Here is a 26,344-nt window from a genome sequence, read left to right as displayed (position 1 = left end):
TTGTCACAAATGTTGGAACGGTACTATCTATGACTTTATATCTCTGAGACCTTATTTAAAGATTATAAATTGCATTACAAGTACTAAAGAAAATTAGACCACACTTCAAAGAAGTGCGCCAGAGTTGCGGATATGTCGCGCGAGGGGTTAAGAATATTGAAATAAAATCTATGAATAAGTCATTGACTCACGATCTTAAAATATTATTTAATAATCTTGAGGTTATAAGTCCTGGAATAAATGAAGAAGACAAGCCTATACTCTTTATGTATTCATTACCTCTAACTTTACGTTAAGAAATAATAATAGTCCAAAATTTTGATATAGTTTTATTGGTAGAATAAAACTATATCAAAATTGATGTTTATTGAGGAACAACTTCTTTCCACTCCCCATGTAAAGCAATATTTTCGCCTGATTGCCATAATTGATGTGTAATATCTCCATTTTGGTTCGTTGAAATAATATCTTTCCAATGTTTTTCACGTTCCTCTTGCCATTTGTCTTTAAATTCATCTGTAGGAACATAGGTCCGGAATAGCGGAGGAGGAAAACCATCTTCTTTCCTGCGTTTATAATCTTTTTTGCGGTAATCATCAAATGCATCGCCTAGCGGTAAGGGTCTGTTTTTATCTGTATACCACAATATAAATGAAAGTTCTTGATTGTAATTTCCACCTAAAGAAGGTGTATATCCATTTTCTAATTTGTTAGGTTTGATTATAATAAATTTATCTCGATTTGGAGAGCCACTAGCTCCTCCACCATATCCTACTCTAATATTTATTATCTTCATAGTGTATGGTTTCCCGTAACTGAATGCAGGGAAAGATACTAACCCATTTTTGCGATCTAAAATAATTTGTTTTTCAGGAACAGTCAAATAATAAGCTGCTGATAAAATCATTACGCTTAAACTTAAAATAAATGTTATACTTTCATAAATAGTCCATTCAAAATCAGAAAAAAAAATCAGTACAGAACGTATTACAAAAATTAAAGAGGATATTCCAAAAATTAACGGTCCCGCTAATTTTGAATTTTTTCGACGAATGAACTCATCAGTAGCTATAAAATTTTTATTTTTATTTATGTCATTTGAAGGTAGTGGATATTCTTGGATGCTTAAAGCTAAATAACCCGCCCAAAATTCGTTCTTTTTACGTTTTTTTGGGTAAGAAGAATGCGTGTTTTTTTTTTCAAAATTAATATCTAATTTTCCCATGTTTTTGATTTAAGTAATTCTTTAAGAGGTAAATTACGTACATTTCCCTCTTCATTAGTTTTAATAAAAATATGCTCATATGAATTAGGCTTTATTTTAACGCCCATATAACGATTGTTGTTTCCGCCTCTTGCACTACTCGTGCCACATCTATAATTGCAGAAGCTGGCGCGCTTTTGTAAGGTGTGACTAATTGTTTTTCTATTTTAAAATACCATAGAGGATGTACTTTAACCGAAGGGATCTCCGGATTGTCTTCTTCATAAATTGCATAGCTACTGTTTTTCCAATCTCTTTCATAATAAACTAATTCTGAAGCCATAGGATTATAATGTATATAATTTAGAGAATCATCTAATATTTTAAAATAGGTTGGTCGAATAAATAAATCTACCCAAATCAATTATTGTTATTGTCACAAATGTTGGAACGGTACTATCTATAACTTTATATCTCTGAGACCTTGTTTAAACATTATAAATTGCATTGCAAATACTAAAGAAAATTAGACACACTTCACAGAAGTGTGCCAGAGTTGCGGATATGTCGCGCGAGGGGGCTGTGGATTATTCTTTTATCGTATTATTTAAACTTGCTCGAAAACGGTACTAGTTACAAACTAGCACGAGCGGGGCTATTAGCGAGAAACACCATTTCCATCTACTTTTGCTTGTAGCCATTCTTCTTTAAACCCTTCTAAATCATAGTAATTGTTTTTCTCAAACTCTTCTGAATATACGTTGTTTTTGTCTTGGAACTCTGCAAAACCTCCCATATATGCAAACATTTCATAGGTTTCATTTTGTATGGAATGGTATATCTGAGCAATTAAATATGCTTGATTTTTAAAGGAAAGATTATCAAAATTTTGATTGTTTTGTATTAAAAAATTAATATAACTATTTAAATCATCACTAAAGGATTCATCATCTTTCATTTTTTCTAAAACAAGATTGTGGAAAACAAATTTGTTGTTACAGTTTTTATGCCATAATAGTTTTCCATATTCAAAACCATTTGTTTTTCCATTTATAGTTTCAAATCTATATTTTTTGATAAACCATATTAAAAGCTTACTATCTTCTAAATATCCAAATTCAGAGATAAGACTTTTCATAAAATATTCATCATTATTGATTAACCAATCAAAATGATCCTTATTATCATTAAATAGATATTCATTTCTAGCAACAAACTTTTTTAAATTAAAGAGTCTCTTATTATTTAAATCGTTTACATCTTTCCATTTATGAATCGCGACAAGAGTTCCATCGCTAGATGTTCTTTCATTATTAGATGTTTTCTCGTTATTAGATAAATCTAAAAATTGTTTCTGATAACCGATTATTTCAGGGATAGCATAAAGTTCTGTTATAAAGTTAAGTCCCTTAATTATATGAATTGAGAGTGGTTGTACTTCTATAGTATTATCGTTTCTATAATAAGAAGTATTCCGGTTACAAGGATTTTCAAAAAATATGGTTAAGTATTTTTTGTTAGATTTTGGAAGGATAGTTCTTCCAAATATTTTTTTAATTTTGGAATTAAATACTTCACTAGATAAACTATTTAAATTTTGTGTGTTTTTTTGTAAAAGGGGAAGGATAACCTCTAAATCCTTTTCTGAATATTTGTAATCAGATATATCATAAGAATCATCATACAATTGTGTATAGCCAATATCCAGTTGTTGTTTTAAGATTATTTCTAAATCAGATTTATCTTTTTTTTCCTGTTTTTCTTGGGAGACTTCTATTTTTGGTATGTTTTTTTCTATTGTGATCTTATTTTCTTTTTTTACTTCCTGCTTACAAGAAAGAAGAAGAAATGTGAAAATTATTAAAAGCCTTGATATTGTATTTATTCCCATCTGTAAATTTTATAATTTGGTTCTGCTTTTCTATAATCTCCACCTGTCCAAAAACCTGTTTGAAAAAAATCTGAAAACCATTGATTGTCAACAGCATACATCTGTACATGACCCCATTTATGCTCGGTACCGTTCCATTCAAACTTCTCAACAACAGCTATATCTCCTATTTGATAATTCCCAACAGCGACTTCTTTAAAACCTTGTTTGACAAGATAAGGATTGTATTGATGAGCATTAAGCCCAGCATAGGTTTGCAATACAATAATTTAGAGAATCATCTAATATTTTAAAATACGTTGGTTGAATAAATAAATCTACCCAATCAATTAGTGTTATTGTCGCAAATGTTGGAACGGTACTATCTATGACTTTATATCTCTGAGACATTGTTTAAAGATTATAAATTGCACTGCAAATACTAAAGAAAATTAGACACACTTCACAGAAGTGCGCCAGAGTAGCGGATATTTCGCGCGAGGGGGTTAATATCTACTTTCAACTTCTTTTAGCTTAACTTCTTTTCCGTTTTCTATAAGAGAACTAACGGCATAAAAATCTTCTCCTTTTTTATAAATAGTAATTAATGGTATACTTGTATCTCCAGTATATTTATCATAATCAGAGTCCTCTTGATAATATAACTTTAAGTCTTTTCCTGTTTTTTTCTTAATACATCGGTATTCAAAATTCTCATCATAAGAATCTTTTGTAAATACAAACCCGTTAGAAAAATCTTCCAAAAAAAAGCTTACTTGCGTTCTATCACCTGCAGAATCTGTAACATAACTTAACAAATTAAAATCATACGCATCTATAGTTCCCGGTTTTGTGACTGTTGATGGATAAGTAAAATTTATACTTTTACGAAAAATTGTAATACCTGAAATTTTAAAAGATTCTTTTATAGGTAATAATTTTATATTTATTTTCCTTTCATCATAATTAATAAAACTAACTTTAAAAACATTTTCAATATTGGTTTTCGAAACCTTTAAAGTATTTAAGTCAATCTTTTCATAATCTTGAGAATCAATTATTAAATCCCCATCTGATGCATCTATGGATTCAATTAAATCTTCAGTAAGGTAATCCCCTAGTTTACATCTATTTGTATCTTCATTTATATCTGTTAAGTACAAGACATAGAACTTCCTTAAGAAATCAATAGCTTTTTTTTGAGAAACTTGATTTTCTACTTTAACTATCTCTTGTTTCTTTTCAATTTGATGTACAACAGTTGCTGTTTGAATAACTTTGTCTTTTTCAACATTTTGCTTACATGAAATAATTGAAAATGTAAAAAGAAAAATTATTAATTTTTTTGATATTCTATTTATTCCCATCTATAAAATTTATGATTTGTTTTCGCTTTTTCATAGTCACTTCCTGCCCAAAAACCATTTTGTACAAAATCTGACAACCATTTACTACCGTTAAACACTTGTAAGTGACCATATTCATGCAACTTTTTGATTCCCTGAAAAGATTCAATCACTGCAATATCGCCCTGATATCGAGCGTTTGCAACGATTGCCGTCCTAGCTATTACTTGTAAATATGCCCCTCAAACATACAATAGCAAAAGACACAAAATATACTCCTTCGGGAGTATGAAACGTATGCTTTCTACTCATTACTTAAAAGTGCGAAAGTTAATTAAAACATTAATAATTATAATTGATGTTTTCCTACTCTATAAGGCATCCGATACAAACAAGCGCTCGAGAGTAAAAATTTACAACTTAACTAAACCTGTATCTGTAAGCTTGTACTTTTCAACCATAGTTGATACTTTTTTATCTCGCTCCCAATCTTCAATAGTGATTTCTAAATCCTCGTGATCCAATACAAAATCATATTCTTTATGACTGTCATAAGGACCAAAACTACCATAAAGTTTTTTGATTTCGATCAAGTCACCAATAACTAAATATGAGTGTAGATTTTGATTTGGATATGCTGTAATTATAAATCTATATTTGTTAGGATTTAGACAATCAAGATTAAAAATAGATCCATCAAACAAAATTTCTTTTATTTCCGGTTTAAGGCTGTCATGACTTAATTCAATATCAATTAGTCCGTTTGGAAGTTCCTCATTTTCTATTTTAGAACCCGACAAGGGGTATATCTTTGATTTATTATGATCATAATAATTAATACAATTAACTATTGAGGAATCATTTTCTACCTCTTCTAAGGTCTTTATTTTAGAAATATAACTACTTTCTTTTTCAGTAAATGATAAAGAAATATTTGGATTAGGTTTATACCATGATTTAGTTTCGAAATAAGTATTTAAATCATCATTTTTAAAAACATAACCTTTTCTAGCATAAACTTCGTTGCGGAGTAAACCTAATTCTTTTTTAGATTTTGTTTTTAATACTTCTTCCGTTAAATACTCAAATGACGAAACTACTTCTTTTGATTCTGTTTGCCCTTTACAAGACAAAATGCTGCATAGTAATGTAAATAATATAATTCTCTTCATTCTAATTATTTTAAGGAATTTCTTGGTCCAAAATACCCTAGCCAACCTCACTGATTAAAAAGCATTACGCTACTGCGATTGTCGCGCTCTTAACCGAATGAGTAAGATACAAAAGAGTAAAAGAAATAAGTGATGAAAATTATTTTATTCAAAGCTGTAACGGCACAAGCGAGACGCTTGCGCTAGCGGGGAACAATTAAAACTTAACCAAGCCTGTCTCAGTTAACTTATATTTCATAGATGTTTTTTTGATTTTTCCTTCATCTCTTTTTTGATCAGCTTCGTACTCATAATAATCCGTTTTTATTATTTCTAAAAAGTCTTTTGTTAAAACATAGTCAAGCCTTTCATATCTAGATTGGGCGCCATATATATTCTTTATTTCTGTTTTTCCTTCCTTTATTAAAACCAAAAATGTTTCATCATTACCACATAGAGCTGTTGGTATTAGCAAATATTCGATTTGATCAAAGCACTTTATCTTATAAGTTATTCCCTCACAACTTATATCTTTGATTTTATCATTGTCAAACATATCAAGCTCAGCTTTTTCTATTTTGTCATAAAACCTATAATCTTCTGTCATTTCAAAAGTTATAGGATATATGTTATTTTCATCATCTATTTTGTCAATACAATTAACCGATTGATTAGATTTAGAATTTTGTAAGGTTAGCCTAAGATTTTCAAGCTTTTTAATCTTATTGATAAAGGCAGTCTCTTCATCTGTAAACGTAATTTTTAAATTTGGATTTGGGGTATACCAATCCTTATCTGAAAAGTATTTTTGAAGAGTTGCATTGTTAAAAACATATCCTTTTCTTGCAAAAACCTCATTTCTTACTAACCTTAGTTCCTTCGTAGATTTTGATTCTAACTCGGTATACGTTAAAAATTTAAAAGATTCTTTTTTTTGTTCTATTTGCCCTTTACAAGAAATAAATAAACCTAATAGAACTACTAATAATATTTTCTTCATTATAACTGTTTTGTATAATTTTTAGGTCTAAAGTAACCTTTCCAACCACCATGTTTCGCTAAAGCTTTCTTATCTTTTCTATAATATGATGTGCGCGAACAATGCATACCTTCATACCCTCCTTCATTTATATGATATGGTTCATCTGAGGAACCATTTTTACCAATAGCTTCTAAAATAGTTATTTTGTCACCATCTACACTGTGTACAACGCCTGTATGACCATCACCAGGAGCTCTTGACCAAACGAATATATCTCCTGCTTGTGGTGTGTAATCTTCACTGTCACTTCCTGTTAAAAAATCTATGTTATTATTACCTACAGAGGTCCTAAACTTCTCTTGAGTAATCATACCATCTGTCGCAATATGCTTAACAGTATCTGTTATCCCTAATTTGTGCAAATATCTACACACAAATTCAGAACAGTCAAGTTTTCCTAATGCAGACTCATCAAATTTAGTTCTCAAAGGAGTTGAAGTTTCCATCGTATACTGTACGTGCTGATCTGCCCATTTACGCATTTCCTCTAATACGCCTTCTTCATATACCGGGGCTTCATGCTTACTGGCATCTGTTAAACAATTATAGGGATAGCCACCAAATGCTTCCTTTAGCTTTATCCATGCAACACGGCGACCTTTAGTATATTCTAATAAAGCGGGATTGATAACTTTACAGGTAGCTCTTATGTCATCCTTATCAGCATGTTTATTTAGGTTATTCTTCTTCCAATACCAAGCTGCAGTATCCGCCGCGATATTCATATCACTAGCTACTTTTTTGTAATTAGTACCACTAAATATATCAGTATTACCTGTTATTTCTGAATACTCTTTATAATGATAATCATGTGTAAGGTGCATAAATCCCCGTCCGATATATGGTTTATATTTATCCATCCATTTATTTTCGCCTTCTTCTAATTTTGTAAAATATTGAGTTTCTATATACATATTAGCAAGAAAATGTATTTTTTGAATGCACGTTTTTATTCCATACTTGTTAAATGATGTATTTAATACTTCCGCAAAATTAGTATAAGTTTGGTCTGATTTTGGAACTTCCCCATCATAAAAGATCCTATCTCCGTGATGATGATGCATTGATTTTTTAGAAGTCTTATCAAACGTATTGTAACGAACATGGTAAACAATTTTCTTCAAATCCTCTACAGTAAAATCTTTATTACAAAAACATTCGCCAGTAGGACCTTTAGCGAACATCAATTTCATATGGTTAATAAAAGCAATAGGGTGGAAATGATACACATGATTGGTATCTGGCATTAATCGTTCTGGTGCTTTTACTTGCTCCTCTACTGCTGTTTCTATTGGTGTTTCTGTTGGTGTTTCAACTGGGTCAGGTGTTGGTGCATGAATGTCATTTTCAACAGGATCAACAGCAACTACTTTCAAGATAGGATCATTGGCAGTAGTAAGTTTGTATGGATAATCTATTATACCTAAGGCTTTCAATTCTAAAGCTACTTGTTCAGGTCTCTCTTTAATTTCGGGTTCTGGTTCTGGCGGTGTGTATACTTTTGTTTTTAATTCTTCCCAAAACATCATTTTTTCTATCTGCTCTTCTAAGCCCTGTAATTTTTGTTTCTTTAAATCTTTTAATTCACCTTCAACACTTGGGTCTTCTAAACTGATATAATAATCGTAAATTTTACTAACCTCATCACTTATTTGTTTTGGTGTATATGCCCATTCTAGGGTATGCTTGCATACCATTTTTGAAATTGCTTCTTGCGTCTCTAATGTAGCGTATGCCAATTTTAATTCACCTATATCAATTAGACCTTCGTTTTTATTCTTTTTTACATCTAGTTTATCCCAAAGGGTTTTGGTAAACACACTGTCTGTTCTAACGCTATAATGCAGACCCTGAATATCATAGATGTATTCACTACCCGCATCAAAAGTTTTAAAACCAAATTGATCCCAGTTATAGGCGCTAAAAACCATTTTTTGCCAACTTCGTTCTTTATTTCTGATTTAGTCATAAAATTCATTATTCTCGACTTTTATTTTAAATTGCTACCAACGGTTCAGCTCGTATCTTTATTTTTTAGTTTGAAGATAACATATTTATGTAAATAAAAGTGAATACAAAGGAGAGAGATTTAACTAGATATAATATTATTACATAGATTAACTATTCATCTGCTAGCGCTCGTTTATAACGAGTGCCCACGCAATTATTTATTATTCTAGGAAACCAATAGCACCAGTTTTTAGTGCCGTAGATTAAAATTTTAACAAGGCTATATTCCCAATCTATTTCATAGTCTATGCTTTCTAAAAATATATTATAATATATTTGTCTTGTAAATACGTCTATCCAATATACTGTAGCAAAAGACATAAAATATGCCTACTTGATTATGAAAGTTATTCTTTCTACTTATTGCTTGAAAGTACAAAAGCTGACTAAAACATTTAAAATTTTAATTGATGTTTTCTTACTCGATACGTTAATCTTTACAAACGAGCGCTATCAGATTTGCTTTTTACCACCCACCAATTTTCTTGCGTTCTGCTCGTTGTTCTTTTGTAGCTTCAGGAGTAGATATATTGCTTGGATATAAGGGTTTGGGAAAACCTTCTGCTTTTCTACGTTCAAAATCTTGCTCGCGGTATTCATCAAAGGCTTTTGCGGGTGGTAAGGGTCTATTTTTATCCATATACCACACATAAAAACTCCACCATTCTTCTGGGTCACTATCTGCTAAATCATAATTACCTCTGCCAACTCCCGAATCATATGGGTTACGGGCTGTTAGTTTTGCACCTGCTAATGTGGCATCCGCACCACTCATAATTACCCTGTAAACCGTAGCTCTAGTAAAAGTCGTTGTAAAATGCGGAGAAAAACCATAACTAGGGTACGTCATTATACCCGTAAAACGGTTTAACGTAAGTATCTTATTAGGTATTGCAAAGCTATACAACCAAAATAAAGCGCTAAAAATAAAAAAAGTAGCACAGCTCCAAAAGTAACTTTCATCAAAGTTGAGAACTTCATTAGTTAGTTCTAAAAGAGTGAAAATTATAGTAACAAAAACACCTAAAACAAAAAAGCAAAGTGCACCAATACTTACTCCTTTTGTTGCTAAAGCAGTTTTAAATTGTTTATCATTCAAAGCCTCATCTTTACGGTCACTTTGTGTTGCAAACCATTTCGTTACCTTTTCATCTGTTGGATAGGTAAGTATTTTAAAGGGTAAAGGAGCTTCTTTCCACCAACTCTTTTTTGTCATTCTAATATTGTTTTAGGTCTGTAATATTTTAAAAATTGCTCTTTGCTAAGTACCTGAGTAAAACCAGAGCGTGTTATAACAATACCTGTTGCCTTATCACGGTATAATATAGGTATTTGACTGTATAAATACCCCTGTTCATTATTGTTAGTTAAAGGTAACCCTTGTTCTTGTACATTATTTAACTTGCAAAGAACAGCAATTTCTCCTTGGTCTAGATCTAAATGCATATTTTGTTTGAGGAAACTACGATTCATGGCTACAATTGGTTGTGATGGGTCTTCTTCTTCAACTGTTAATTTCTTTGGTATTTGCAACCATAAATGAGCAGTGTACACATGTGTTTTTTGATCGAAATAAGCACTAACTCTAATCAGATTGTTTGGAATAGGTATTGAATACCGCCTCGAATTGAATGCTTCTGGCATAACAAAATAAAATTCAAATTCTAAGTCTTCTGTAGATCTTAAAAAAGCACCAAAATGAACCGTAACAGCAATAGAACGCCAAGGGTGGTACATGCCATTTTTATAGGGTACAATAATTTAGAGAATCATCTAATATTTTAAAATAGGTTGGTCGAATAAATAAATCTACCCAATCAATTAGTGTTATTGTCACAAATGTTGGAACGGTACTATCTATGACTTCATATCTCTGAGACATTGTTTAAAGATTATAAATTGCATTACAAGTACTAAAGAAAATTAGACACACTTCACAGAAGTGCGCCAGAGTTGAGGATATGTCACGCGAGGAGCTGTTTTTTATATTTTTATCTTGTGCTTCCAAATAACTTTAAGCGGATTTTAATTCACTAACCACATAGTCATTAGTTGCGAGTAGTGATCTAATACCAATCTTTTATTATATAAGTAGGTGTATCCTTATGATTAATTTGAATATTTACATCTCTATCTGTAAAACCATAGTCAGTAAATATCTCATCATCATTACCATGAGATATTAATTTTATTGATTCTTGTCCTTTTCTTATTGAATATCTATATGATAAATTATTACCATTTTCATCATATAATGAAGAAAAATTAGGACATGCACCACACATACCTTCTCCAAATACAAATAATAAAGACTTTTCATTCTTTTTTAGAAGCTTCACTTCAAGCTGTTTCGCAATATCCCCTTTTTTAAATATTTTAACCCCATTTTCGTTCAAATGTGGCTCAATAAAAGGAATGGAAATTTCTATTTTTTTATTATTGAAAATAATCTGATGTTTTTTATAAACGATGTACTTCTCTAGGGAATTCTCTTTTTTTATAATAGGTTTTTCTTTTTTTGCTATAAAAGCACTATCCATAAAAACCTCAATATCTTCATTCGGAACAACGCAATATTTTAGAAGATTATCATTTTTACTGTACTTAAAATAATTAGAAAAATGAGTTTTTTTATCTTCAATATCACCTAATTTTAACTCTAACCAGTCTTCTTTACTGGCTACACCTATAATAGGGTAACTTTGCCATTCTATAGGAATTAGATGTTTTATCGTATTTTTTCTAAAACGTATTCTGTCTTCCCCCATGTCATCTTCTTTTGTTATATCACCACCGTACTCATAAGTTCCATCCTCTTTTTGATATACAGGTAAAAAAGTTTTACCGACTAAATTTTCATAATTAAAATCAGGTTCAGACTGATTTATATTTGTATCGTCAGAAATTTCAATATTCTCGTTTTTAGCTGTTTGAGTGTTATCGATACTCTTCTTGCAGCTATAAACAAATACTATAAAAATAGCTATTACATAATTGCTCTTCGAATTAAACATTATTTCTTCTTATTTGTGTTAATGTATAATTTTTATTCTTTCTTGAATTTGAAATCTAATTTTCCCATGTTTTTGATTTAAGTAATTCTTTAAGAGGTAAATTACGTACATTTTCCTCTTCTTTAGTATTAATAAAAATATGCTCATATGAATTAGGCTTTATTTTAAGGCCATATAACGATTGTTGTTTCCGCCTCTTGCACTACTCGTGCCACACCTATAATCGCAGAAGCTGGCGCGCTTTTGTAAAGCGTGACTAATTGTTTTTCTATTTCAAATTAGCATAGAGGATGTACTTTAACCGAAGGTGTTTCTGGATTGTCTTCTTCATAAATTGCATAGCTACTGTTTTTCCAATCTCTTTCATAATAAACTAATTCTGAAGCCATAGGATTATAATGTATATAATTTAGAGAATCATCTAATATTTTAAAATAGGTTGGTCTAATAAATAAATCTACCCAAATCAATTAGTATTATTGTCGCAAATGTTGGAACGGTACTATCTATGACTTTATACCTCTGAGACATTGTTTAAAGATTATAAATTGCATGGCAAATACTAAAGAAAATTAGACACACTTCACAGAAGTGCGCCAGGGTTGCGGATATGTCGCGCGAGGGGGGTTAATATCTACTTTCAACTTCTTTTAGCTTAACTTCTTTTCCGTTTTCTATAAGAGAACTAACAGCATAAAAATCTTCTCCTTTTTTGTAAATAGTAATTAATGGTATACTTGTATCTCCAGTATATTTATCATAATCAGAGTCCTCTTGATAATATAACTTTAAGTCTTTTCCTGTTTTTTCTTAATACATCGGTATTCAAAATTCTCGTCATAAGAACCTTTTGTAAATACAAACCCGTTAGAAAAATCTTCCAAAAAAAAGCTTACTTGCGTTCTATCACCTGCAGAATCCGTAACATAACTTAACAAATCAAAATCATACGCATCTATAGTTCCCGGTTTTGTGACTGTTGATGGATAAGTAAAATTTATATTTTTACGAAAAATTGTAATACTTACAATCTTAAAAGAATTACCTACAGGTACTAATTTCACATTTAGAACCCTTTCTTTATAATTAATAAAACTAACTTTAAAAACATTTTCAATATTGGTTTTCGAAACCTTTAAAGTATTTAAGTCAATCTTTTCATAATCTTGAGAATCAATTATTGGATAACCATCTGATTTATCTATAGATTCAATTAAATCTTCAGTAAGGTAATACCCTAGTTTACATCTATTTGTATCTTCATTTATATCTGTTAAGTACAAGACATAGAACTTCTTTAAGAAATCAATAGCTTTTTTTGAGAAACTTGATTTTCTACTTTAACTATCTCTTGTTTCTTTTCAACTTGCTTTATAACATTTAAAGTTTGAATAACTTTGTCTTTTTCAACATTTTGCTTACATGAAATAATTGAAAATGTAAAAATAAAAATTATTGTAGATCTTAATATTTTTATTATTCCCATCTATAAAATTTATGATTTGTTTTCGCTTTTTCATAGTCACTTCCTGCCCAAAAACCATTTTGCACAAAATCTGACAACCATTTACTACCGTTAAACATTTGTATGTGACCATATTCATGCAATTTTTTGATTCCCTGAAAAGCCTCAAAAACTGCAATATCGCCCTGATAGCTAGCGTTTGCAACGATTGCCGTCCTAGCTATTACTTGTAAATACAGCTATCCAACATACTTTAGTAAAAGACACAAAATATACTCCTACTAAGACGCTCGCACCAGCGGGCGATTTTTTTGTTTATAACAGATAATTTTTTCTATTCATTTGACGAATTAGCCATTAGCTTTTTTTTACGAATCAGATAGTATATTCCATAGATTAAAATTAGAGAAAATTCGAATATTAGTATTAATAATATGGAACCGGTGTTAAATGAAATTTCTTTTCTAATAGCCCAAAAGAAATAAAAATTATAAAAACAAAAAGTTGCTACGATAAAATATTTTATACTTTTCTTATTTATAAAGCAGAAAGAAAAAGCGATATTTAAAAATATACTTGCAAGCATTAATAAAAAGCCAGGCCCAGGATCCCTTTTGTTAAAGGCTTCAACTGATTTCATTATAATTAATGAAGATATCATTATTATAAGTATAGAAATTAGAATATCTGTAATATTATTTTTTGTTTTTTTTGACATATTATCTGTTAAATTTCTTGCGTTAAGTTATTGATTAGAAGGTTTTTTAAAAATTAATGGTAATAAATGTATAAACCTATTGAATATCCGTATTATGTACCTAAGATAATAGTAACGCGTTATATTTTCTATTAATTAATTGCAAATAATTGTTTTGTCTAATTTCTGGATCTAAAATATCCTATCCAAACTCCTTGATTAAAAAGCATTATGCTAGAGCGATCGTGACGCTTGTAACCGCGAGAGTAAGATACAAAAGTGTAAAAGAAATGAGTGATTAAACATATGATAATGAAAGCTCTAAAGGCACAAGAGAGACGGTTGAACTAGCGGGGATAAAATTCTTTATGTCAGAGATGTTAATTACCTTTTTTGTAGGATTATTGCATATACATTTTCTTGCGTTATTTTATTTGTCAGTACCGCTAGAGGTAAAATGCCTCATCAATACGCCATCTTTCACTACAAATTCTTCTTTCCAGAATCTTTCTCTTTCTTTTTGTTGTTCTGGAATGGCTTCGGGTGTTGGTACATTGCTCATATAGAGTGGTCTTGGAAAACCTTCTTCTTTTCTACGTTCAAAGTCTTTTTGTCTAAAAGGATCAAAAGCACTGCCAGGTGGTAAGGGTCTATTTTTGTCCATATACCAAGTAAAAAAAGCAATATCTCGATAACAATCTTTATCTCCCGCATTAAGCATTGCAAAAGTATAATTATTGGGGCGTATGACTTCTAATCGAAAAGCTCCTAAACCATTTTCACCACCAGTACTATAACAACAAATAACATCCTTAAACCGCATGGTAATATTGGGTTGGTACAATGCCCCTTCTATGGTAATTAAACCATCTCTGCGGTTTAAAATATTCTCTTTTGGAGGCTTTGTAAAATAGTAAATAATAGAAAAAATCAATGCTGTAACAGCAATACAAACGCATACAGTTCCAGGAGTACCCAACTCTTCTTTTAGTAAAAAAAACAATGCTAATAAATAGGAAAGAGACCCTCCCCCTAAAATAAAAGGCAATCCATTAGAGGTATCAGGTTTAGTCATAAACTCATCCGATGAAAAAGTAAAGATTCCACCTTTTTCCACTTCTTCTTTGGTTAGTTTCATTGGTGTATGGTAAATTATCTTTTCTACCTTATGATAATATTTTTGCAAGCCACTTTCTGCCTTTCCATAATTTTCATGTGTAATAGCTCTTGTAAAATCTTTTACCATGTATTTTCCTTTTTTAATTCGTTGAGAGTACCTGCTTTAAATTCTATTACATCATCCTCAAAGGGTACTTTGTAGGTGCTTTGCTCATAAACAGTCAACAATGCACCTAACCAACGTTCTTTACCCTCTTCAATGCTTTGCGGAAAGCTATTGCCTGTTTTTTCATTAATATTTAATCGGGTTGTAAATAGTATTTTAGATGCTCGACCGATTCTATTCGTAATAGTTGAGAGATTTATAGTAACTTGTATAGCATCATGTTTTTCAGGGTCTATTATAACCTTTATATGTGGAGTAATTTCATCGAGCTCTTCTCCATTACTACCATTACTATTTAAACCATTAGGAAAAAAGAATATTTTACATTTTACCTGCTCTTTTTTGTTGAAAAATTTGATATAACTAAAAGTTGCTATTATTTTTTTTGCTCTATATTCTAATTGAGAAAATCCTTCTTTTTTAGATGTATAGAGCACTCTAGGATCATAACCATCTATTTTCAAATGCATCCGATTACAAACAATGAGGTCTAAAAACAATGCCATTGCAATTTGAGGATTACTATAGTATTCCGAGTTTTCATCATCAGAATCTACAAGCTTTGATTTACTTTGATATAATCGACGGTTATAATCCATAGGGCTTTCAGTAGTACCAATCATATAGCCTTCTACTCTATAATCGCTGAACAAATAGAACTTAAAATACGTTTGGAGTCGAGAATCTGTTAAGATTTGCGACAGCACCAAAAAACCAACTCCAACTAAAGCTGAAATCCAACCTAATGGTCCAAACCATGCTAACAAAGCAACTGCTGAACTGACAGTACTTGCCGCTAATAAACCGGAAGCCGCAGCTACAGCTCCTGTAATAGAAACTCCTGCCGAAACTGTAAATGCGACACTAGCCCCTACCATTGCCCAAGCGGAGTCAGGGTCTCGTTTTCCGAACAATTCATTTGCTTCCCAAATACACATACCTGCTGTAAAAACAGCACCGATAGCCCCTACTATTTTGGTGTTTCTTGTCATTATATCTATATGTTTACCTTCATTACTGTGTTTGATTACAGCAATTTGCAGCTCCATTAAGGCTTCGCTTATCTTAAAAGCTGATCCAGCTGCATTTGTTATACTTTTAACATCTCCTTTATCTATTGCTGTAGCAACTGCATTATTAAAATTAACAAATTCTAAAAAAACAAAAAAACCTTTAAAACCTCTACTATTAAAAAGTTTAGCTGCTTTTTCATGTTTAGCTCTTGTTACTTCAGCAACCTTTTCTTCCTTTACACCTCTTACACCTATCTCTAATTCATGGTGCCCTCTTCTACTCTCAATAATAACTACCTCTGATTGTAGGATACGATTAAATTTTTCACTTGAACTTAAGTGTTTATATTTTGGGTTATTTGGATGTTGTTTGCTCCAAGTAGCATGTAGATCACTTTCTTTTATATCTAATTCTACAGCAGTAGCACCATCAATTTTAAGTATAATATCATTATCAACAAGGTCAAAAATAGGTTTTCCGCCATACATGGCTGATTTGTTTAGACGTTAATATATAAAACGCTGTTTTTCTGATACTTGAATGGTTTTAGCGTGAGCCTCTTTTACTATGATATTTTGGCCTGCTAGTTGTTTTAGTATACTTCTAAAAGCTTTAAATAACTTGAGCCCTGTAGATGATGATTTATCCACTACTTTACTCACATTTATGGTAACAGCAATAACTGCAAAAAAAGGATCTAGGTTTTCATATCCACTAACCTGTGAGGTAATACTGCCATTTTTGTATTCTTCAATATTATCAGGATCACTAACTCTATAAGCCCATTTTGTCCATTTATCAGGACCTTTATGATGTCTTTTTAATATTAGGGTTTTTTCAAACTCAATAGGATTTAAAATTAGATTACTCATTAGATCTAAATGATCACACCTGCCATCTAAAACTCTATCATCTATATTTCCCAGAAAATCATCTAGATAACCTTTCTCTTTCATGTAATCACTAGAAAGTAAATTTCCTAGATCGTTTCTGTAAGACATTGCTATTTCTCTGGAAGTTTCTCTAACTTTTTTTCCTAGTATACCAATGATTTTATCAGGATTTGTTCCACGCCCAGTTCCCCAAAATTGTGAATTTGGCACCTGATATGTAGGGTCTGTGTAAGATACAGCCATAAGGCCATCATAACCTCCAGAAGTTAGTGTTTTGGTAATCATCTCGTCATCTTCATAATGTACAGAACGAAGATCATTTATAGAGCCTTCTTCATTTCCGTTATAACTTCTAGTACTTTCGTTAGAATTATACACGTAATGGTAAGAAGTCAACGCTAAAGAAAACATTGCTTGGTATTCTGGTTTAGGTGCAGGGGCGTTAAAATCTCCTCTAGCCAATCTCTGGAACGCCCCTTGATGACTTTCTCCGGAATGTATAGCTTCAATTAATGCTTTATGTAATAATATCTTTTCCGAAACTTGATTATTGATATCGTGAGCAGCACCCATTGGATCATGAAGTGTAACAAACATGTCTTCATAAAATAGATTTTTTTCATCAGGATTTTCTATTTCCTTTTCATCTTGTTCTTCCTCATCTATATGTATTTGATCTAAAGCTTTTTTTAAAGCAGTTGCGCATGAATGACTTATTGGATAAACAGCATTCACATCTTTGTAATAGCACACTTTTGGATCACTAGATTCTTGCCCTTTTTTGATTCCACTACAATCAATAAGCTTCATACGTTTTTCACGCTTATCTTTGTTAGTATTTAACTCATTATGGTACGCTCTGCTCCATTGCACTGGGGAGTATGCTATTCTTATTTTTTTAGCGCTACCATCTTTATTAGGATATATAATTTTAAAGTCATTTTTATCTCCGTCTGGTATTCTTATGTCTAAAACTTCTCCATTAGAATTTTTATTTTTTGAATATTGCCAATTAATATGTTGTATTTGACCAATTTCGTTTATCTGAAGTTCAAAATAATTATCAGCATCATCATCATTCATGATGTATATATACCCCGGGTTGAGAGCGGTACGTGCTATGTAGAAGTTTTCTAATTTTGGTACTTCTTTTAGTTTTAATATTTCTACGTCATTCAGAATTGTTGGAGCTTCTTCTTTTTTCTTATTTTTATCAGTTTCTTTTTTGGAATCTTTTAACTTAGGAAGTTCAGTAACCTCATTATATATTGAACCGGTCACTCGTACTGTATCAAAAGATCCAGTTTCATATGGAAATAATCCATATCGAAAAAAATAAAGTCTCACCTCTGGTGCTATTACTGATTTTTCCCCGCTTTTAGCTTTTTTAGCACCACCACCTTCTGCAGTAAAAAAAAGTTTAGCCAATATATCACTTTCTCCTTGCTTCTTATCTTGAGTATCGTTTGCCATCTTTAACATTATAATTTTATGACTTTTCTGATTTACTATCTGGCAATTCAACAGTCCAAGTAACTTCCACCATTTTATCTTTTACAGTGCCCTTTATTTCAATGAGCTCTTCAGAATCGTCATTCAATTCTTGATTTTCATCGGTTGAATCAACAATTTTATTTACTTTAAGGGTTATAATTTCACCTTCGGATATATTTTCCACATAGGCTCTTAAAGTTACTTCTTTTAATAACCTAGACTCGCGTATAAATTTATCTCCTTTTATCCACTGTAAATTATAAATACGTGGTTCCCCCTCTATATCTTCCGCTGCTTCTCGCAATAATTGCTGATTTGCCCTAGCCTCTTTATTACTCGCGTTTGATGCTATCTCTGGGAAAGGTATTTTATTAACGGCCATAGTAATAGATGGAGTAGGAGTTGCGCTACCAATAATTACATTAGGCTCTCCCACAGTAATGGCTCCGCCATGTGCAGTCATATCTCCTATGCAAGCCACTGGCACACCATTAGAGGTATCAGGTTGAGTCATAAAATCATCAGAAGCGAAATTAAAAACTCCACCTTTTTCAATAGATTCTTTGGTGAATTCTCTGGGGGTATGGTAAATTATCTTTTCTACCTTATGATAATATTTTTGTAAGCCACTTTCTGCCTTTCCATAATTTTCATGTGTTATCGCTCTTGTTAAATCTTTTGCCAATGTATATAGATAATTGTTTGTTTGTCTATTTTAGTACTATAGTAATTGAAGATACTACTATTTTCTATTTTTAAACTAACTAATTACCACCCACCAATTTCTTTACGTTGTCTATGTTGAGAAGGTGTGCGTTCTGGGGTGTGAAAAGTACCTGGAAATAGTGGTTTAGGAAAACCTTCTGCCTTTCTACGTTCAAAATCTTGCTCGCGGTATTCATCAAAAGCAGTGCCTGGGGGTAAGGGTCTGTTTTTATCCATATACCAATTCATAAAACACCAATCTTCTAAAATATCTGCTCCCATAACATCTGTACTTGTAAAGCCATTAGGATGTAATAAAGATAATCTTGGAGCCGTAGGGGATGCCCCTGAATTTTTAACTGACCATGCTACTAAGCAATCTTCAAAAGGCATGGTGAAAGGTTTAAAATAAAAATAATTTGGGAACGTAATCATCCCGTTCATTCTATCTAAAATTAATTCTTTTTTTGGGTGATTATGATAATAAAAAATTGATAAACTACCTATTAAAAATAAAAGATATAAAAAAATTTATTTCTTTACCAGCAGCTAGCCTTAAAATAGTAATAAATAACAATAATCCATATATGAAAAATCCTATATGTTTATAGCTATCAGTTATGAGTGCCTCATTTAATATGAAAAACTGATCATCTACTCGAATGTAATATTCAGGATTATTGGCCTCTTCTTTTTTTATGCGTCGAGTAATATCCCTGTCCACACAATGAGGTAAATAGCCACCGTATTTACCGTATCTTTTTTTAATTTTTGACATTTTTAGAGTTAAAATCTACCACCCACCAATTTCTTTACGTTGTCTATGTTGCGATGGTGTGCGCTCTGGGGTGTGAAAAGAACCTGGAAATAGTGGTTTAGGAAAACCTTCTGCCTTTCTACGTTCAAAATCTTGCAACCTGTATTCATCAAAAGCAGTGCCAGGTGGTAAGGGCCTATTTTTATCCATATACCAATTCATAAAACACCAATCTTCTAGTATATCTGCACCCATAACATCTGTACTTGTAAAGCCATTAGGATGCAATAAAGATAATCTTGGAGCCGTAGGCGATGCACCCGAATTTTTAACTGACCATGCCACTAAGCAATCTTCAAAAGGCATAGTGAAAGGTTTGAAATAAAAATAATTTGGGAACGTGATCATTCCATTCATTCTATCTAAAATTAATTCTTTTTTTGGGTGCTTGTAATAATAAAGAATTGATAAACTACCGGCTAAAATAAGTAAGAATGAAAATCCAAAACTTATCTCTTTATTAATGCTGAATCTTCCTATTATATAAAGTAATGAGATTCCATATATGAAAAATCCTATATGTTTATAGCTATCAGTTATGAGTGCCTCATTTAATATGAAAAACTTATCATCTACTCGAATATAATATTCAGGATTATTTGCCTCTTCTTTTTTAATACGTCTAATAATATCCCTGTCCACACAATGAGGTAAATAGCCACCATATTTACCATATCTTTTTTTTATTTTCATACTGTATCTATTGACATATTTTACTCCATAGTACTAAATTATCAAAATTAACTATAGGTACATTTTCATACTAAAAAAGTTCTCATGCTGTTTTCTGCATCAATAATCGCCTACAAAATACAATTCCTTTCCCTCTATTTTAGTCTTTCTACAGATACTTGTCCCCTTCAGGAGACAGCTTATAGGCTAGAGTGTTTTACCGCTGTTAACCTCAACTATAAGTTTTGGACTTATTAGTGATGTTCCACTTTAACGTCCCCCACCCTTTGGGCACCCCCTTCAAAGGGGGAATTGTAATAATTGAAAATGTATGTTGTCATGGATAAAAAAGTTAAGAAGTTTCATATAAACTAGGAATATATTACACTATCCTAGGGAACCTTACTGTAAACACGGTTCCTTTTCCCGGTTGCGAGGTTAAATCTATAGTACCGTTATAGGTTTCTACAATTGTTTTCACCATGCCTAAACCAAGCCCCATTCCGCTAGATTTAGTCGTAAATTTTGGTTCAAAGATTTTTTCTTTAAACTCATCTGCTATCCCAATACCATTATCTGCAACCGAAATTTTTACAAAATTACCTTCTGAAGACACAGTAACTAATATTCTTGGAGCTGCTACATCTGGAATAGCTTGGATCGCATTTTTAACCAAATTAGTAAGCACTCTAATTAATTGTGTACGATCTAGTTTAGCGATAATCTCTTCTTCATCTGCAATAAAATGAATGTAGCTTTCATTAAATATATCTAAGCCTAACTTCACAATTTTTACCACATTAAGGGTTTCATTCTGCTGCGCAGGCATTTCGGCAAAATTAGAAAATGCACCCGCAATATTACTCATGGTATCTATTTGCTGAATTAAGGTTTTTGAATATTCATTTAATTTATTTCTAACCTCAGGATCTGCGGGATCAAACTTTCGCTCAAAACTCTGTACGGTCAATCGCATTGGCGTAAGCGGATTCTTAATTTCATGGGCTACCTGCTTTGCCATTTCTCGCCATGCTTGCTCCCGCTCACTTTTTGCCAATTTTACAGCACTAATTTCCAATTCATCTATCATCGCATTATAGGCATTAATTAACTTCCCTACTTCTTCAGAAGGATTGCCCACGATAATTTTCTCATTCCGTTTGGTTAAAAAAGTGGTATTCATTTTATCAGAAACGGTCTGCAGTGATCTGGTAATATATTTGGAAATAATATAAGATAAGAGGATAGCAATAAGTAGCATAAAAAGATATACACCCCCTAAGCGCAGTAAAAACTCTTTTAACTCATGATCATTAAAAGAATTATCTTCAAAATAGGGCAAATTTAGAATTCCGATAGGTTTAAATTTACCATCCGTAATGTAAGTATAAGAGGCTTGATATTTATCTCCTGCTGCAGATTTCTCTTCTAAATATCTAGAATCGGCACTATTTTTTAGATTGTTTAAAACCTCTGGCGTCAAACACATCGAAATAGAATCATTCTGAAATTTAGATTTTGGCCTAGAACTTTTTATGAGTCCACCTTCTAAATCATATATATTAAAATTTACATTTAGCACATCGGCTATTTGATAAATTTCATCTTTAAAAATAAGATCTAAATTCTCAGTTGTCGCTACGTACGTGGTTCGTTGTAATGTGTAGCGTATGTTTTCCTTTATCTGCTCCTCTTTACGGTCTAAACGATCCTCATGGTAATCTTTAGACTGCTCTCCATATTGATAAATAGTAACCCCAGCAATTAATACCGATGCTAAAAGCACCAGAACAATCATTGAAATAAATATACGGGACCTGAGGGAAACTTTATTGAACACTCTTTGTTATTTGATTTTAAAGGTAACAAGAATCACACCAAAAGATGCTGAAACACACTTACTGCTATGCATCGGGGTTTTTATCACGGATGCGTTTGTATAATTTTATGCCTAACATTAGTAAAATACCTAAAGTAAGTATCCCTACAACGCCGTAAACCCAACTAATGGTACTTTTTAACACCACTAAAAAAACAATAGCAAATAAAATAATGGTAGCACCCTCATTCCAAATACGCATAAAGTTAGCTGTGTACTTAATTTCGTCTCGCTGTAATTGCTTAAATATTTGATGGTTTTTAAGGTGATATAAAATAAGCAGTACTACAAACGTCAATTTTACATGCATCCACGGTTGTTGCAACCAACCCGGAAAGAGTACTAACAACCAAATTGCAAATAGCACGGCTAAAATGGCCGAAGGCCAGGTAATGATATACCATAGCCTTTTGGTCATTAATTTAAACTCTTTTGTTAATATTTCTTTTTCTGGAGAAGGTCTTAAGGAAGCTTCTATATGGTTTATAAATAGCCTAGGAACATAAAAAAGCCCCGCAAACCATGTGATTACAAAAATTAAATGCAATGCTTTTATATAACCGTATAGTTCTGTCATTATTCCTCTACAAATAAATAGTTAAGTTTTAGCTGATTGAATTCTTCATTAAACTGTTTCATCTCCTTACCTATCAGCGCATCAAAAGTACTTAATTGTGCTTTTATTTCGGCAGTCAATTCATTTTTAACTACAATATCTTGTGCCGTAGGCGGAAAATCATCAATAGCCACCAAGCTATTTAAATGCCCTAATTTATTGGTGAGCTTAATAGGAAAGTTCAACGGGTCTTGTCCGCTTCTGTTTTGCGTTTGATACAAGGCCTTTTCTACTTCGCCAAATTTCTCTTTCATTGCTTTGGCTTTCTCCAATAAAGCCTTTGTTTGCTCCTTGCCTTCATATTGCTTTGAAAAAGCATCTAGCTGCTTGGTAATTGTTCTAATTTTTTCAATAGAGGTATGCGCACGCTCAATGGTGGTATTAATATCCGTGATAAAATCAAACTGCTTTTGCATAGCTGCTACAGAAGCTTCTGCTCTAGGATCCGGTAAAATTTTAAATGCTTCTGTGCTACTTTTTCCATTAACAGACAAGCTTACTTGGTACGCTCCAGGAACTGCTTTTGCTCCGTCTAAATTAGCCCACCATAAAATCATCCCATCTAATTCTTTAGCTCCTTTTCCGCGTGTATCCCACACGTGGGTATTCCCTCCTTTTTTAAGGTCTAATTTCTTGTCTTTATCTTTTGTTGAATTTGAAAAAGATGCTAGGGTATCTCCTTTCATGCTTAAATACGTTAGGGCGATACTGTCTTTTTCATTTAAACTATTTAAATAGAAATGTGTAATTACCCCATTAGGGTGATTCTGACCAGCTGTTTTAGATGCCTTTTTACTTGCACCCCCTTTTGTCCTATAAGCGTCTTTAGGTTGAAATAAAATAGTCGCTTTATCTTTATCAGAAGTATTAAGTTGATGCAGTACCGTTAAGTCATCAATAATCCATAAGCTTCTTCCTTGTGTAGCTACTATTAAATTATCATCCTTAATCGCTAGATCTGTAATAGGCACAATAGGAAGGTTCATTTGAAACGGATTCCAGTTGGCACCATCATCAAAAGAAATATACATTCCTGTTTCCGTACCCGCATAAAGCAGTCCTTTTCTTTTAGGATCTTCGCGCACTACTCTGGTGAAATGCTCTTTAGCAATTCCGTTTGTAATTGTACTCCAAGTTTTTCCGTAATCTGTAGTTTTATATAGGTAAGGTTCAAAGTCGCCCAATTTATACCGCGTTGCGGCAACATAACAGGTACCAGCATCAAAGGCCGAAGGCTCAATACTATTGATCATCGCCCATTCTGGCATATTTGTAGGAGTAACATTAGTCCAAGAAGTACCACCATCTTTAGTGACATGCACCAAACCATCATCACTACCTACCCAAAGCAAACCTTCTTTAAGCGGACTTTCATTAGCCGCAAAAATGGTACAGTAATATTCTACACTCGTATTATCTTGTGTTATGGGCCCACCGCTAGAGCCTAGTTTAGTAGGATCATTTCTAGTTAAATCATCACTCAAAAGGGTCCAGCTTTGTCCCTCATTTTCTGAAACATGTACATGGTTAGAAAAAGTATATAATTTTTTAGGATTATGCTTGCTGAAGATGATCGGGAAATTCCATTGAAAACGATACTTCATAGCCTCCGCACCAGCACCCATAGGGTTGTCTGGCCATACATTTATACCTCTTACTGTTTTTGTTTTATGATTTACGCGCGTTAAAAAACCATCATAACTACCACCATAAACAATATCATCATTTTTAGGGTCCACGGCAATCCAAGCAGACTCTCCCCCTGCCGTTTCTTCCCAATCATTATCATCTATACTACGCCCGTCACTCCTGTGGTTAATCCGAAGCGTAGAATTATCTTGCTGCGCTGCATAAATCCGATAGGGAAAAGCGTTGTCTGTAGTCACTCTATAAAATTGTGCGGTAGGCTGGTTGTAATAGGTACTCCACGTTTCGCCACCATCATAAGAAATTTGCGCACCACCATCATCACCAATAATCATTCGTTTAGAATTTTCTGGAGCTATCCAAAGATCATGATGATCTCCATGTGGCGCATTAAACGTAGAAAACGATTTTCCACCATCACTAGACTTATGGTAATTTACATTTAACACATACACTACATCTTCATCTTCTGTATCTGCATACAGACGTGTATAATACCAAGCACGTTGGCGTAATTTGCGCTCATCATTAACTTGCGTCCATTTTTTACCTCCATCATCACTGCGGTACAAGCCTCCTTTTTCTTTATTCTCTACAATAGCCCATACGCGATCAGAATTTTTCGGAGAAACAGTTACCCCAATAATCCCTAAAGTATCTTTTGGGAAGCCTTCATTTTTAGAAATCTCTGCCCAAGTTTCCCCACTATCTGTACTTTTCCACAGAGCAGAGCCATCACCACCACTACTTAAACTATAAGGTGTACGTTCTGCACGCCACGTAGAAGCATACAAAATCCTAGGATTATTAGGGTCAAACACCAAATCTACAGCTCCTGCTTGGTCATTTACAAAAAGTGTTTTTTTCCAATTTTTACCACCGTCTATACTTTTGTAAATACCACGTTCTTGTGTTGGTTTATAAATATTACCTAAAACCGCTGCGTAAACAATATCAGAATTGGTTGGATGCACTCGGAGTCTAGGCACATGCCTACTTTTCTCGAGTCCCACAGATGTCCATGTTTTTCCTGCATTTTCGGTTTTCCAAACGCCGTATCCAGAAGACACATTACCACGAAGTGTTTTTTCACCACCCCCTACATAAATCACATTCGGGTCGCTTTTAGAAACCTCAATAGCCCCAATGCTACCTCCAAAAAAACCATCAGAAATATTCTCCCATTCCCTACCACCTGTTGTAGTTTTCCATACACCACCGCCGGTTGCTCCAAAATAAAATAAATTTGGCTGCCCTGGAACCCCGGTTACGGCAGCAGAACGACCCCCACGAAACGGTCCTAACAACCTATATTCCAAACTAGAATATAGCGTCTCTGGAATTTGAGTAGTGATTTGTTTTGATTTTTTCTTTTTTTGTGCCAAAGCCGTTAGCGGCAAAACACAAAGTAATAGCATGATCATGCCACTTTTGAGGTAGTTGGTTTTCATTGTATGTTCATTGAAATTAGTCGTTTCTAAATTAAGGAGTTTTGGACGTAACTGAAAATATAATTTCCTTTA

Annotated in this window: 25 protein-coding genes; 1 reads left to right on the top strand and 24 read right to left on the bottom strand. The window is 32.6% G+C overall.

The window, feature by feature from the left end; all coding sequences use genetic code 11:
* Nucleotides 1–170: 170 nt before the first annotated feature.
* The gene (locus tag CELAL_RS22715) at nt 171–296 is read left to right on the top strand and encodes a hypothetical protein (RefSeq protein WP_255535145.1); all 126 of its coding nucleotides are present in this window, start codon (nt 171–173) and stop codon (nt 294–296) included.
* A gap of 68 nt (nt 297–364) precedes the next feature.
* Here the strand turns inward: CELAL_RS22715 and CELAL_RS08355 are convergent, their stop codons facing one another.
* The 24 genes from CELAL_RS08355 to CELAL_RS08235 all read right to left on the bottom strand — a co-directional run bounded on the left by CELAL_RS08355 (nt 365) and on the right by CELAL_RS08235 (nt 26,272).
* Nucleotides 365–1,225, bottom strand: a complete 861-nt coding sequence (locus CELAL_RS08355; RefSeq protein WP_013550471.1) for a hypothetical protein — start codon at nt 1,223–1,225, stop codon at nt 365–367.
* Between the two features lie 91 nt (nt 1,226–1,316).
* On the bottom strand, nt 1,317–1,628 hold the full coding sequence (locus CELAL_RS22350) for a hypothetical protein (RefSeq protein ID WP_041557643.1): 312 nt from the start codon (nt 1,626–1,628) through the stop codon (nt 1,317–1,319).
* A gap of 234 nt (nt 1,629–1,862) precedes the next feature.
* Nucleotides 1,863–3,095: a hypothetical protein gene (locus CELAL_RS08345; protein ID WP_013550469.1), complete on the bottom strand. Its 1,233-nt coding sequence runs from the start codon at nt 3,093–3,095 to the stop codon at nt 1,863–1,865.
* A complete protein-coding gene (locus CELAL_RS08340; RefSeq protein ID WP_052303987.1) occupies nt 3,086–3,355 on the bottom strand; it encodes a hypothetical protein in 270 nt (89 codons plus the stop codon). The genes CELAL_RS08345 and CELAL_RS08340 overlap by 10 nt, the downstream gene beginning before the upstream one ends.
* A 225-nt stretch (nt 3,356–3,580) precedes the next feature.
* Nucleotides 3,581–4,441 carry a hypothetical protein gene (locus CELAL_RS08335; RefSeq protein WP_013550467.1) on the bottom strand — a complete coding sequence of 287 codons (861 nt, stop codon included), beginning with the start codon at nt 4,439–4,441 and terminating at the stop codon, nt 3,581–3,583.
* A gap of 392 nt (nt 4,442–4,833) precedes the next feature.
* Nucleotides 4,834–5,592 (bottom strand): YARHG domain-containing protein, encoded by a 759-nt coding sequence (locus CELAL_RS08330; protein ID WP_083807786.1) that lies wholly within the window; start codon nt 5,590–5,592, stop codon nt 4,834–4,836.
* A gap of 196 nt (nt 5,593–5,788) precedes the next feature.
* The gene (locus CELAL_RS08325; protein WP_041557639.1) at nt 5,789–6,571 is read right to left on the bottom strand and encodes a YARHG domain-containing protein; all 783 of its coding nucleotides are present in this window, start codon (nt 6,569–6,571) and stop codon (nt 5,789–5,791) included.
* Nucleotides 6,571–8,544 carry a CHAP domain-containing protein gene (locus CELAL_RS08320; protein ID WP_013550466.1) on the bottom strand — a complete coding sequence of 658 codons (1,974 nt, stop codon included), beginning with the start codon at nt 8,542–8,544 and terminating at the stop codon, nt 6,571–6,573. Before CELAL_RS08320 ends, CELAL_RS08325 begins: the two co-directional genes overlap by 1 nt.
* Before the next feature lie 545 nt (nt 8,545–9,089).
* Entirely contained in the window at nt 9,090–9,839 is a 750-nt protein-coding gene (locus tag CELAL_RS21455; protein WP_013550465.1) for a hypothetical protein, read from the bottom strand.
* Complete coding sequence (locus CELAL_RS08305; protein ID WP_013550464.1) at nt 9,836–10,360, bottom strand: hypothetical protein; 525 nt, start codon at nt 10,358–10,360, stop codon at nt 9,836–9,838. The genes CELAL_RS21455 and CELAL_RS08305 overlap by 4 nt, the downstream gene beginning before the upstream one ends.
* A gap of 329 nt (nt 10,361–10,689) precedes the next feature.
* The gene (locus tag CELAL_RS08300) at nt 10,690–11,637 is read right to left on the bottom strand and encodes a hypothetical protein (protein ID WP_013550462.1); all 948 of its coding nucleotides are present in this window, start codon (nt 11,635–11,637) and stop codon (nt 10,690–10,692) included.
* A 278-nt stretch (nt 11,638–11,915) separates the two neighbouring features.
* Nucleotides 11,916–12,107 carry a hypothetical protein gene (locus CELAL_RS08295; protein ID WP_013550461.1) on the bottom strand — a complete coding sequence of 64 codons (192 nt, stop codon included), beginning with the start codon at nt 12,105–12,107 and terminating at the stop codon, nt 11,916–11,918.
* 318 nt (nt 12,108–12,425) lie between these two features.
* The gene (locus CELAL_RS08290; RefSeq protein ID WP_013550460.1) at nt 12,426–12,920 is read right to left on the bottom strand and encodes a hypothetical protein; all 495 of its coding nucleotides are present in this window, start codon (nt 12,918–12,920) and stop codon (nt 12,426–12,428) included.
* A gap of 14 nt (nt 12,921–12,934) precedes the next feature.
* Nucleotides 12,935–13,123, bottom strand: a complete 189-nt coding sequence (locus CELAL_RS08285; RefSeq protein WP_013550459.1) for a hypothetical protein — start codon at nt 13,121–13,123, stop codon at nt 12,935–12,937.
* A 1,106-nt stretch (nt 13,124–14,229) separates the two neighbouring features.
* Nucleotides 14,230–15,045, bottom strand: coding sequence for a hypothetical protein (locus CELAL_RS22500; protein WP_013550457.1), 816 nt, complete (start codon nt 15,043–15,045; stop codon nt 14,230–14,232).
* Nucleotides 15,039–16,586, bottom strand: coding sequence for a hypothetical protein (locus tag CELAL_RS08270; RefSeq protein ID WP_013550456.1), 1,548 nt, complete (start codon nt 16,584–16,586; stop codon nt 15,039–15,041). Before CELAL_RS08270 ends, CELAL_RS22500 begins: the two co-directional genes overlap by 7 nt.
* Nucleotides 16,587–16,604: 18 nt before the next feature.
* Complete coding sequence (locus CELAL_RS08265) at nt 16,605–18,464, bottom strand: toxin VasX (protein WP_148229664.1); 1,860 nt, start codon at nt 18,462–18,464, stop codon at nt 16,605–16,607.
* A gap of 16 nt (nt 18,465–18,480) precedes the next feature.
* Nucleotides 18,481–19,170 (bottom strand): PAAR domain-containing protein, encoded by a 690-nt coding sequence (locus CELAL_RS21445; RefSeq protein ID WP_013550454.1) that lies wholly within the window; start codon nt 19,168–19,170, stop codon nt 18,481–18,483.
* Between the two features lie 83 nt (nt 19,171–19,253).
* Entirely contained in the window at nt 19,254–19,634 is a 381-nt protein-coding gene (locus CELAL_RS08255) for a hypothetical protein (RefSeq protein ID WP_052303986.1), read from the bottom strand.
* 55 nt (nt 19,635–19,689) lie between these two features.
* Complete coding sequence (locus CELAL_RS21440) at nt 19,690–19,968, bottom strand: hypothetical protein (RefSeq protein ID WP_013550453.1); 279 nt, start codon at nt 19,966–19,968, stop codon at nt 19,690–19,692.
* Between the two features lie 15 nt (nt 19,969–19,983).
* Entirely contained in the window at nt 19,984–20,700 is a 717-nt protein-coding gene (locus tag CELAL_RS21435; protein ID WP_013550452.1) for a hypothetical protein, read from the bottom strand.
* Between the two features lie 361 nt (nt 20,701–21,061).
* Nucleotides 21,062–22,477 (bottom strand): sensor histidine kinase, encoded by a 1,416-nt coding sequence (locus CELAL_RS08245; RefSeq protein WP_013550451.1) that lies wholly within the window; start codon nt 22,475–22,477, stop codon nt 21,062–21,064.
* 106 nt (nt 22,478–22,583) lie between these two features.
* A complete protein-coding gene (locus tag CELAL_RS08240; RefSeq protein WP_013550450.1) occupies nt 22,584–23,135 on the bottom strand; it encodes a CopD family protein in 552 nt (183 codons plus the stop codon).
* Nucleotides 23,135–26,272 (bottom strand): WD40/YVTN/BNR-like repeat-containing protein, encoded by a 3,138-nt coding sequence (locus tag CELAL_RS08235; RefSeq protein ID WP_041557634.1) that lies wholly within the window; start codon nt 26,270–26,272, stop codon nt 23,135–23,137. The genes CELAL_RS08240 and CELAL_RS08235 overlap by 1 nt, the downstream gene beginning before the upstream one ends.
* Nucleotides 26,273–26,344: the final 72 nt, after the last annotated feature.

The sequence above is a fragment of the Cellulophaga algicola DSM 14237 genome (genome assembly GCF_000186265.1).
Taxonomy (GTDB): Bacteria; Bacteroidota; Bacteroidia; order Flavobacteriales; family Flavobacteriaceae; genus Cellulophaga; species Cellulophaga algicola.
This window is presented reverse-complemented; position numbering and strand designations above follow the sequence as displayed.

Bases quoted from the DNA above. Each gene is read 5' to 3' on its own strand.
- CELAL_RS08300 (WP_013550462.1), bottom strand. From the start codon at position 11,637: ATGTTTAATTCGAAGAGCAATTATGTAATAGCTATTTTTATAGTATTT.
- CELAL_RS08270 (WP_013550456.1), bottom strand. From the start codon at position 16,586: ATGTATGGCGGAAAACCTATTTTTGACCTTGTTGATAATGATATTATA.
- CELAL_RS08255 (WP_052303986.1), bottom strand. From the start codon at position 19,634: ATGAACGGGATGATTACGTTCCCAAATTATTTTTATTTTAAACCTTTC.
- CELAL_RS08325 (WP_041557639.1), bottom strand. From the start codon at position 6,571: ATGAAGAAAATATTATTAGTAGTTCTATTAGGTTTATTTATTTCTTGT.
- CELAL_RS08320 (WP_013550466.1), bottom strand. From the start codon at position 8,544: ATGGTTTTTAGCGCCTATAACTGGGATCAATTTGGTTTTAAAACTTTT.
- CELAL_RS08305 (WP_013550464.1), bottom strand. From the start codon at position 10,360: ATGTACCACCCTTGGCGTTCTATTGCTGTTACGGTTCATTTTGGTGCT.
- CELAL_RS21455 (WP_013550465.1), bottom strand. From the start codon at position 9,839: ATGACAAAAAAGAGTTGGTGGAAAGAAGCTCCTTTACCCTTTAAAATA.
- CELAL_RS08335 (WP_013550467.1), bottom strand. From the start codon at position 4,441: ATGGGAATAAATAGAATATCAAAAAAATTAATAATTTTTCTTTTTACA.
- CELAL_RS21435 (WP_013550452.1), bottom strand. From the start codon at position 20,700: ATGAAAATAAAAAAAAGATATGGTAAATATGGTGGCTATTTACCTCAT.
- CELAL_RS08240 (WP_013550450.1), bottom strand. From the start codon at position 23,135: ATGACAGAACTATACGGTTATATAAAAGCATTGCATTTAATTTTTGTA.
- CELAL_RS08235 (WP_041557634.1), bottom strand. From the start codon at position 26,272: ATGAAAACCAACTACCTCAAAAGTGGCATGATCATGCTATTACTTTGT.
- CELAL_RS21440 (WP_013550453.1), bottom strand. From the start codon at position 19,968: ATGTCAAAAATTAAAAAAAGATACGGTAAATACGGTGGCTATTTACCT.
- CELAL_RS08245 (WP_013550451.1), bottom strand. From the start codon at position 22,477: ATGATTGTTCTGGTGCTTTTAGCATCGGTATTAATTGCTGGGGTTACT.
- CELAL_RS22715 (WP_255535145.1), top strand. From the start codon at position 171: ATGAATAAGTCATTGACTCACGATCTTAAAATATTATTTAATAATCTT.
- CELAL_RS22500 (WP_013550457.1), bottom strand. From the start codon at position 15,045: ATGGTAAAAGATTTTACAAGAGCTATTACACATGAAAATTATGGAAAG.
- CELAL_RS08345 (WP_013550469.1), bottom strand. From the start codon at position 3,095: ATGGGAATAAATACAATATCAAGGCTTTTAATAATTTTCACATTTCTT.
- CELAL_RS08265 (WP_148229664.1), bottom strand. From the start codon at position 18,464: ATGGCAAACGATACTCAAGATAAGAAGCAAGGAGAAAGTGATATATTG.
- CELAL_RS08355 (WP_013550471.1), bottom strand. From the start codon at position 1,225: ATGGGAAAATTAGATATTAATTTTGAAAAAAAAAACACGCATTCTTCT.
- CELAL_RS08285 (WP_013550459.1), bottom strand. From the start codon at position 13,123: ATGGGAATAATAAAAATATTAAGATCTACAATAATTTTTATTTTTACA.
- CELAL_RS08330 (WP_083807786.1), bottom strand. From the start codon at position 5,592: ATGAAGAGAATTATATTATTTACATTACTATGCAGCATTTTGTCTTGT.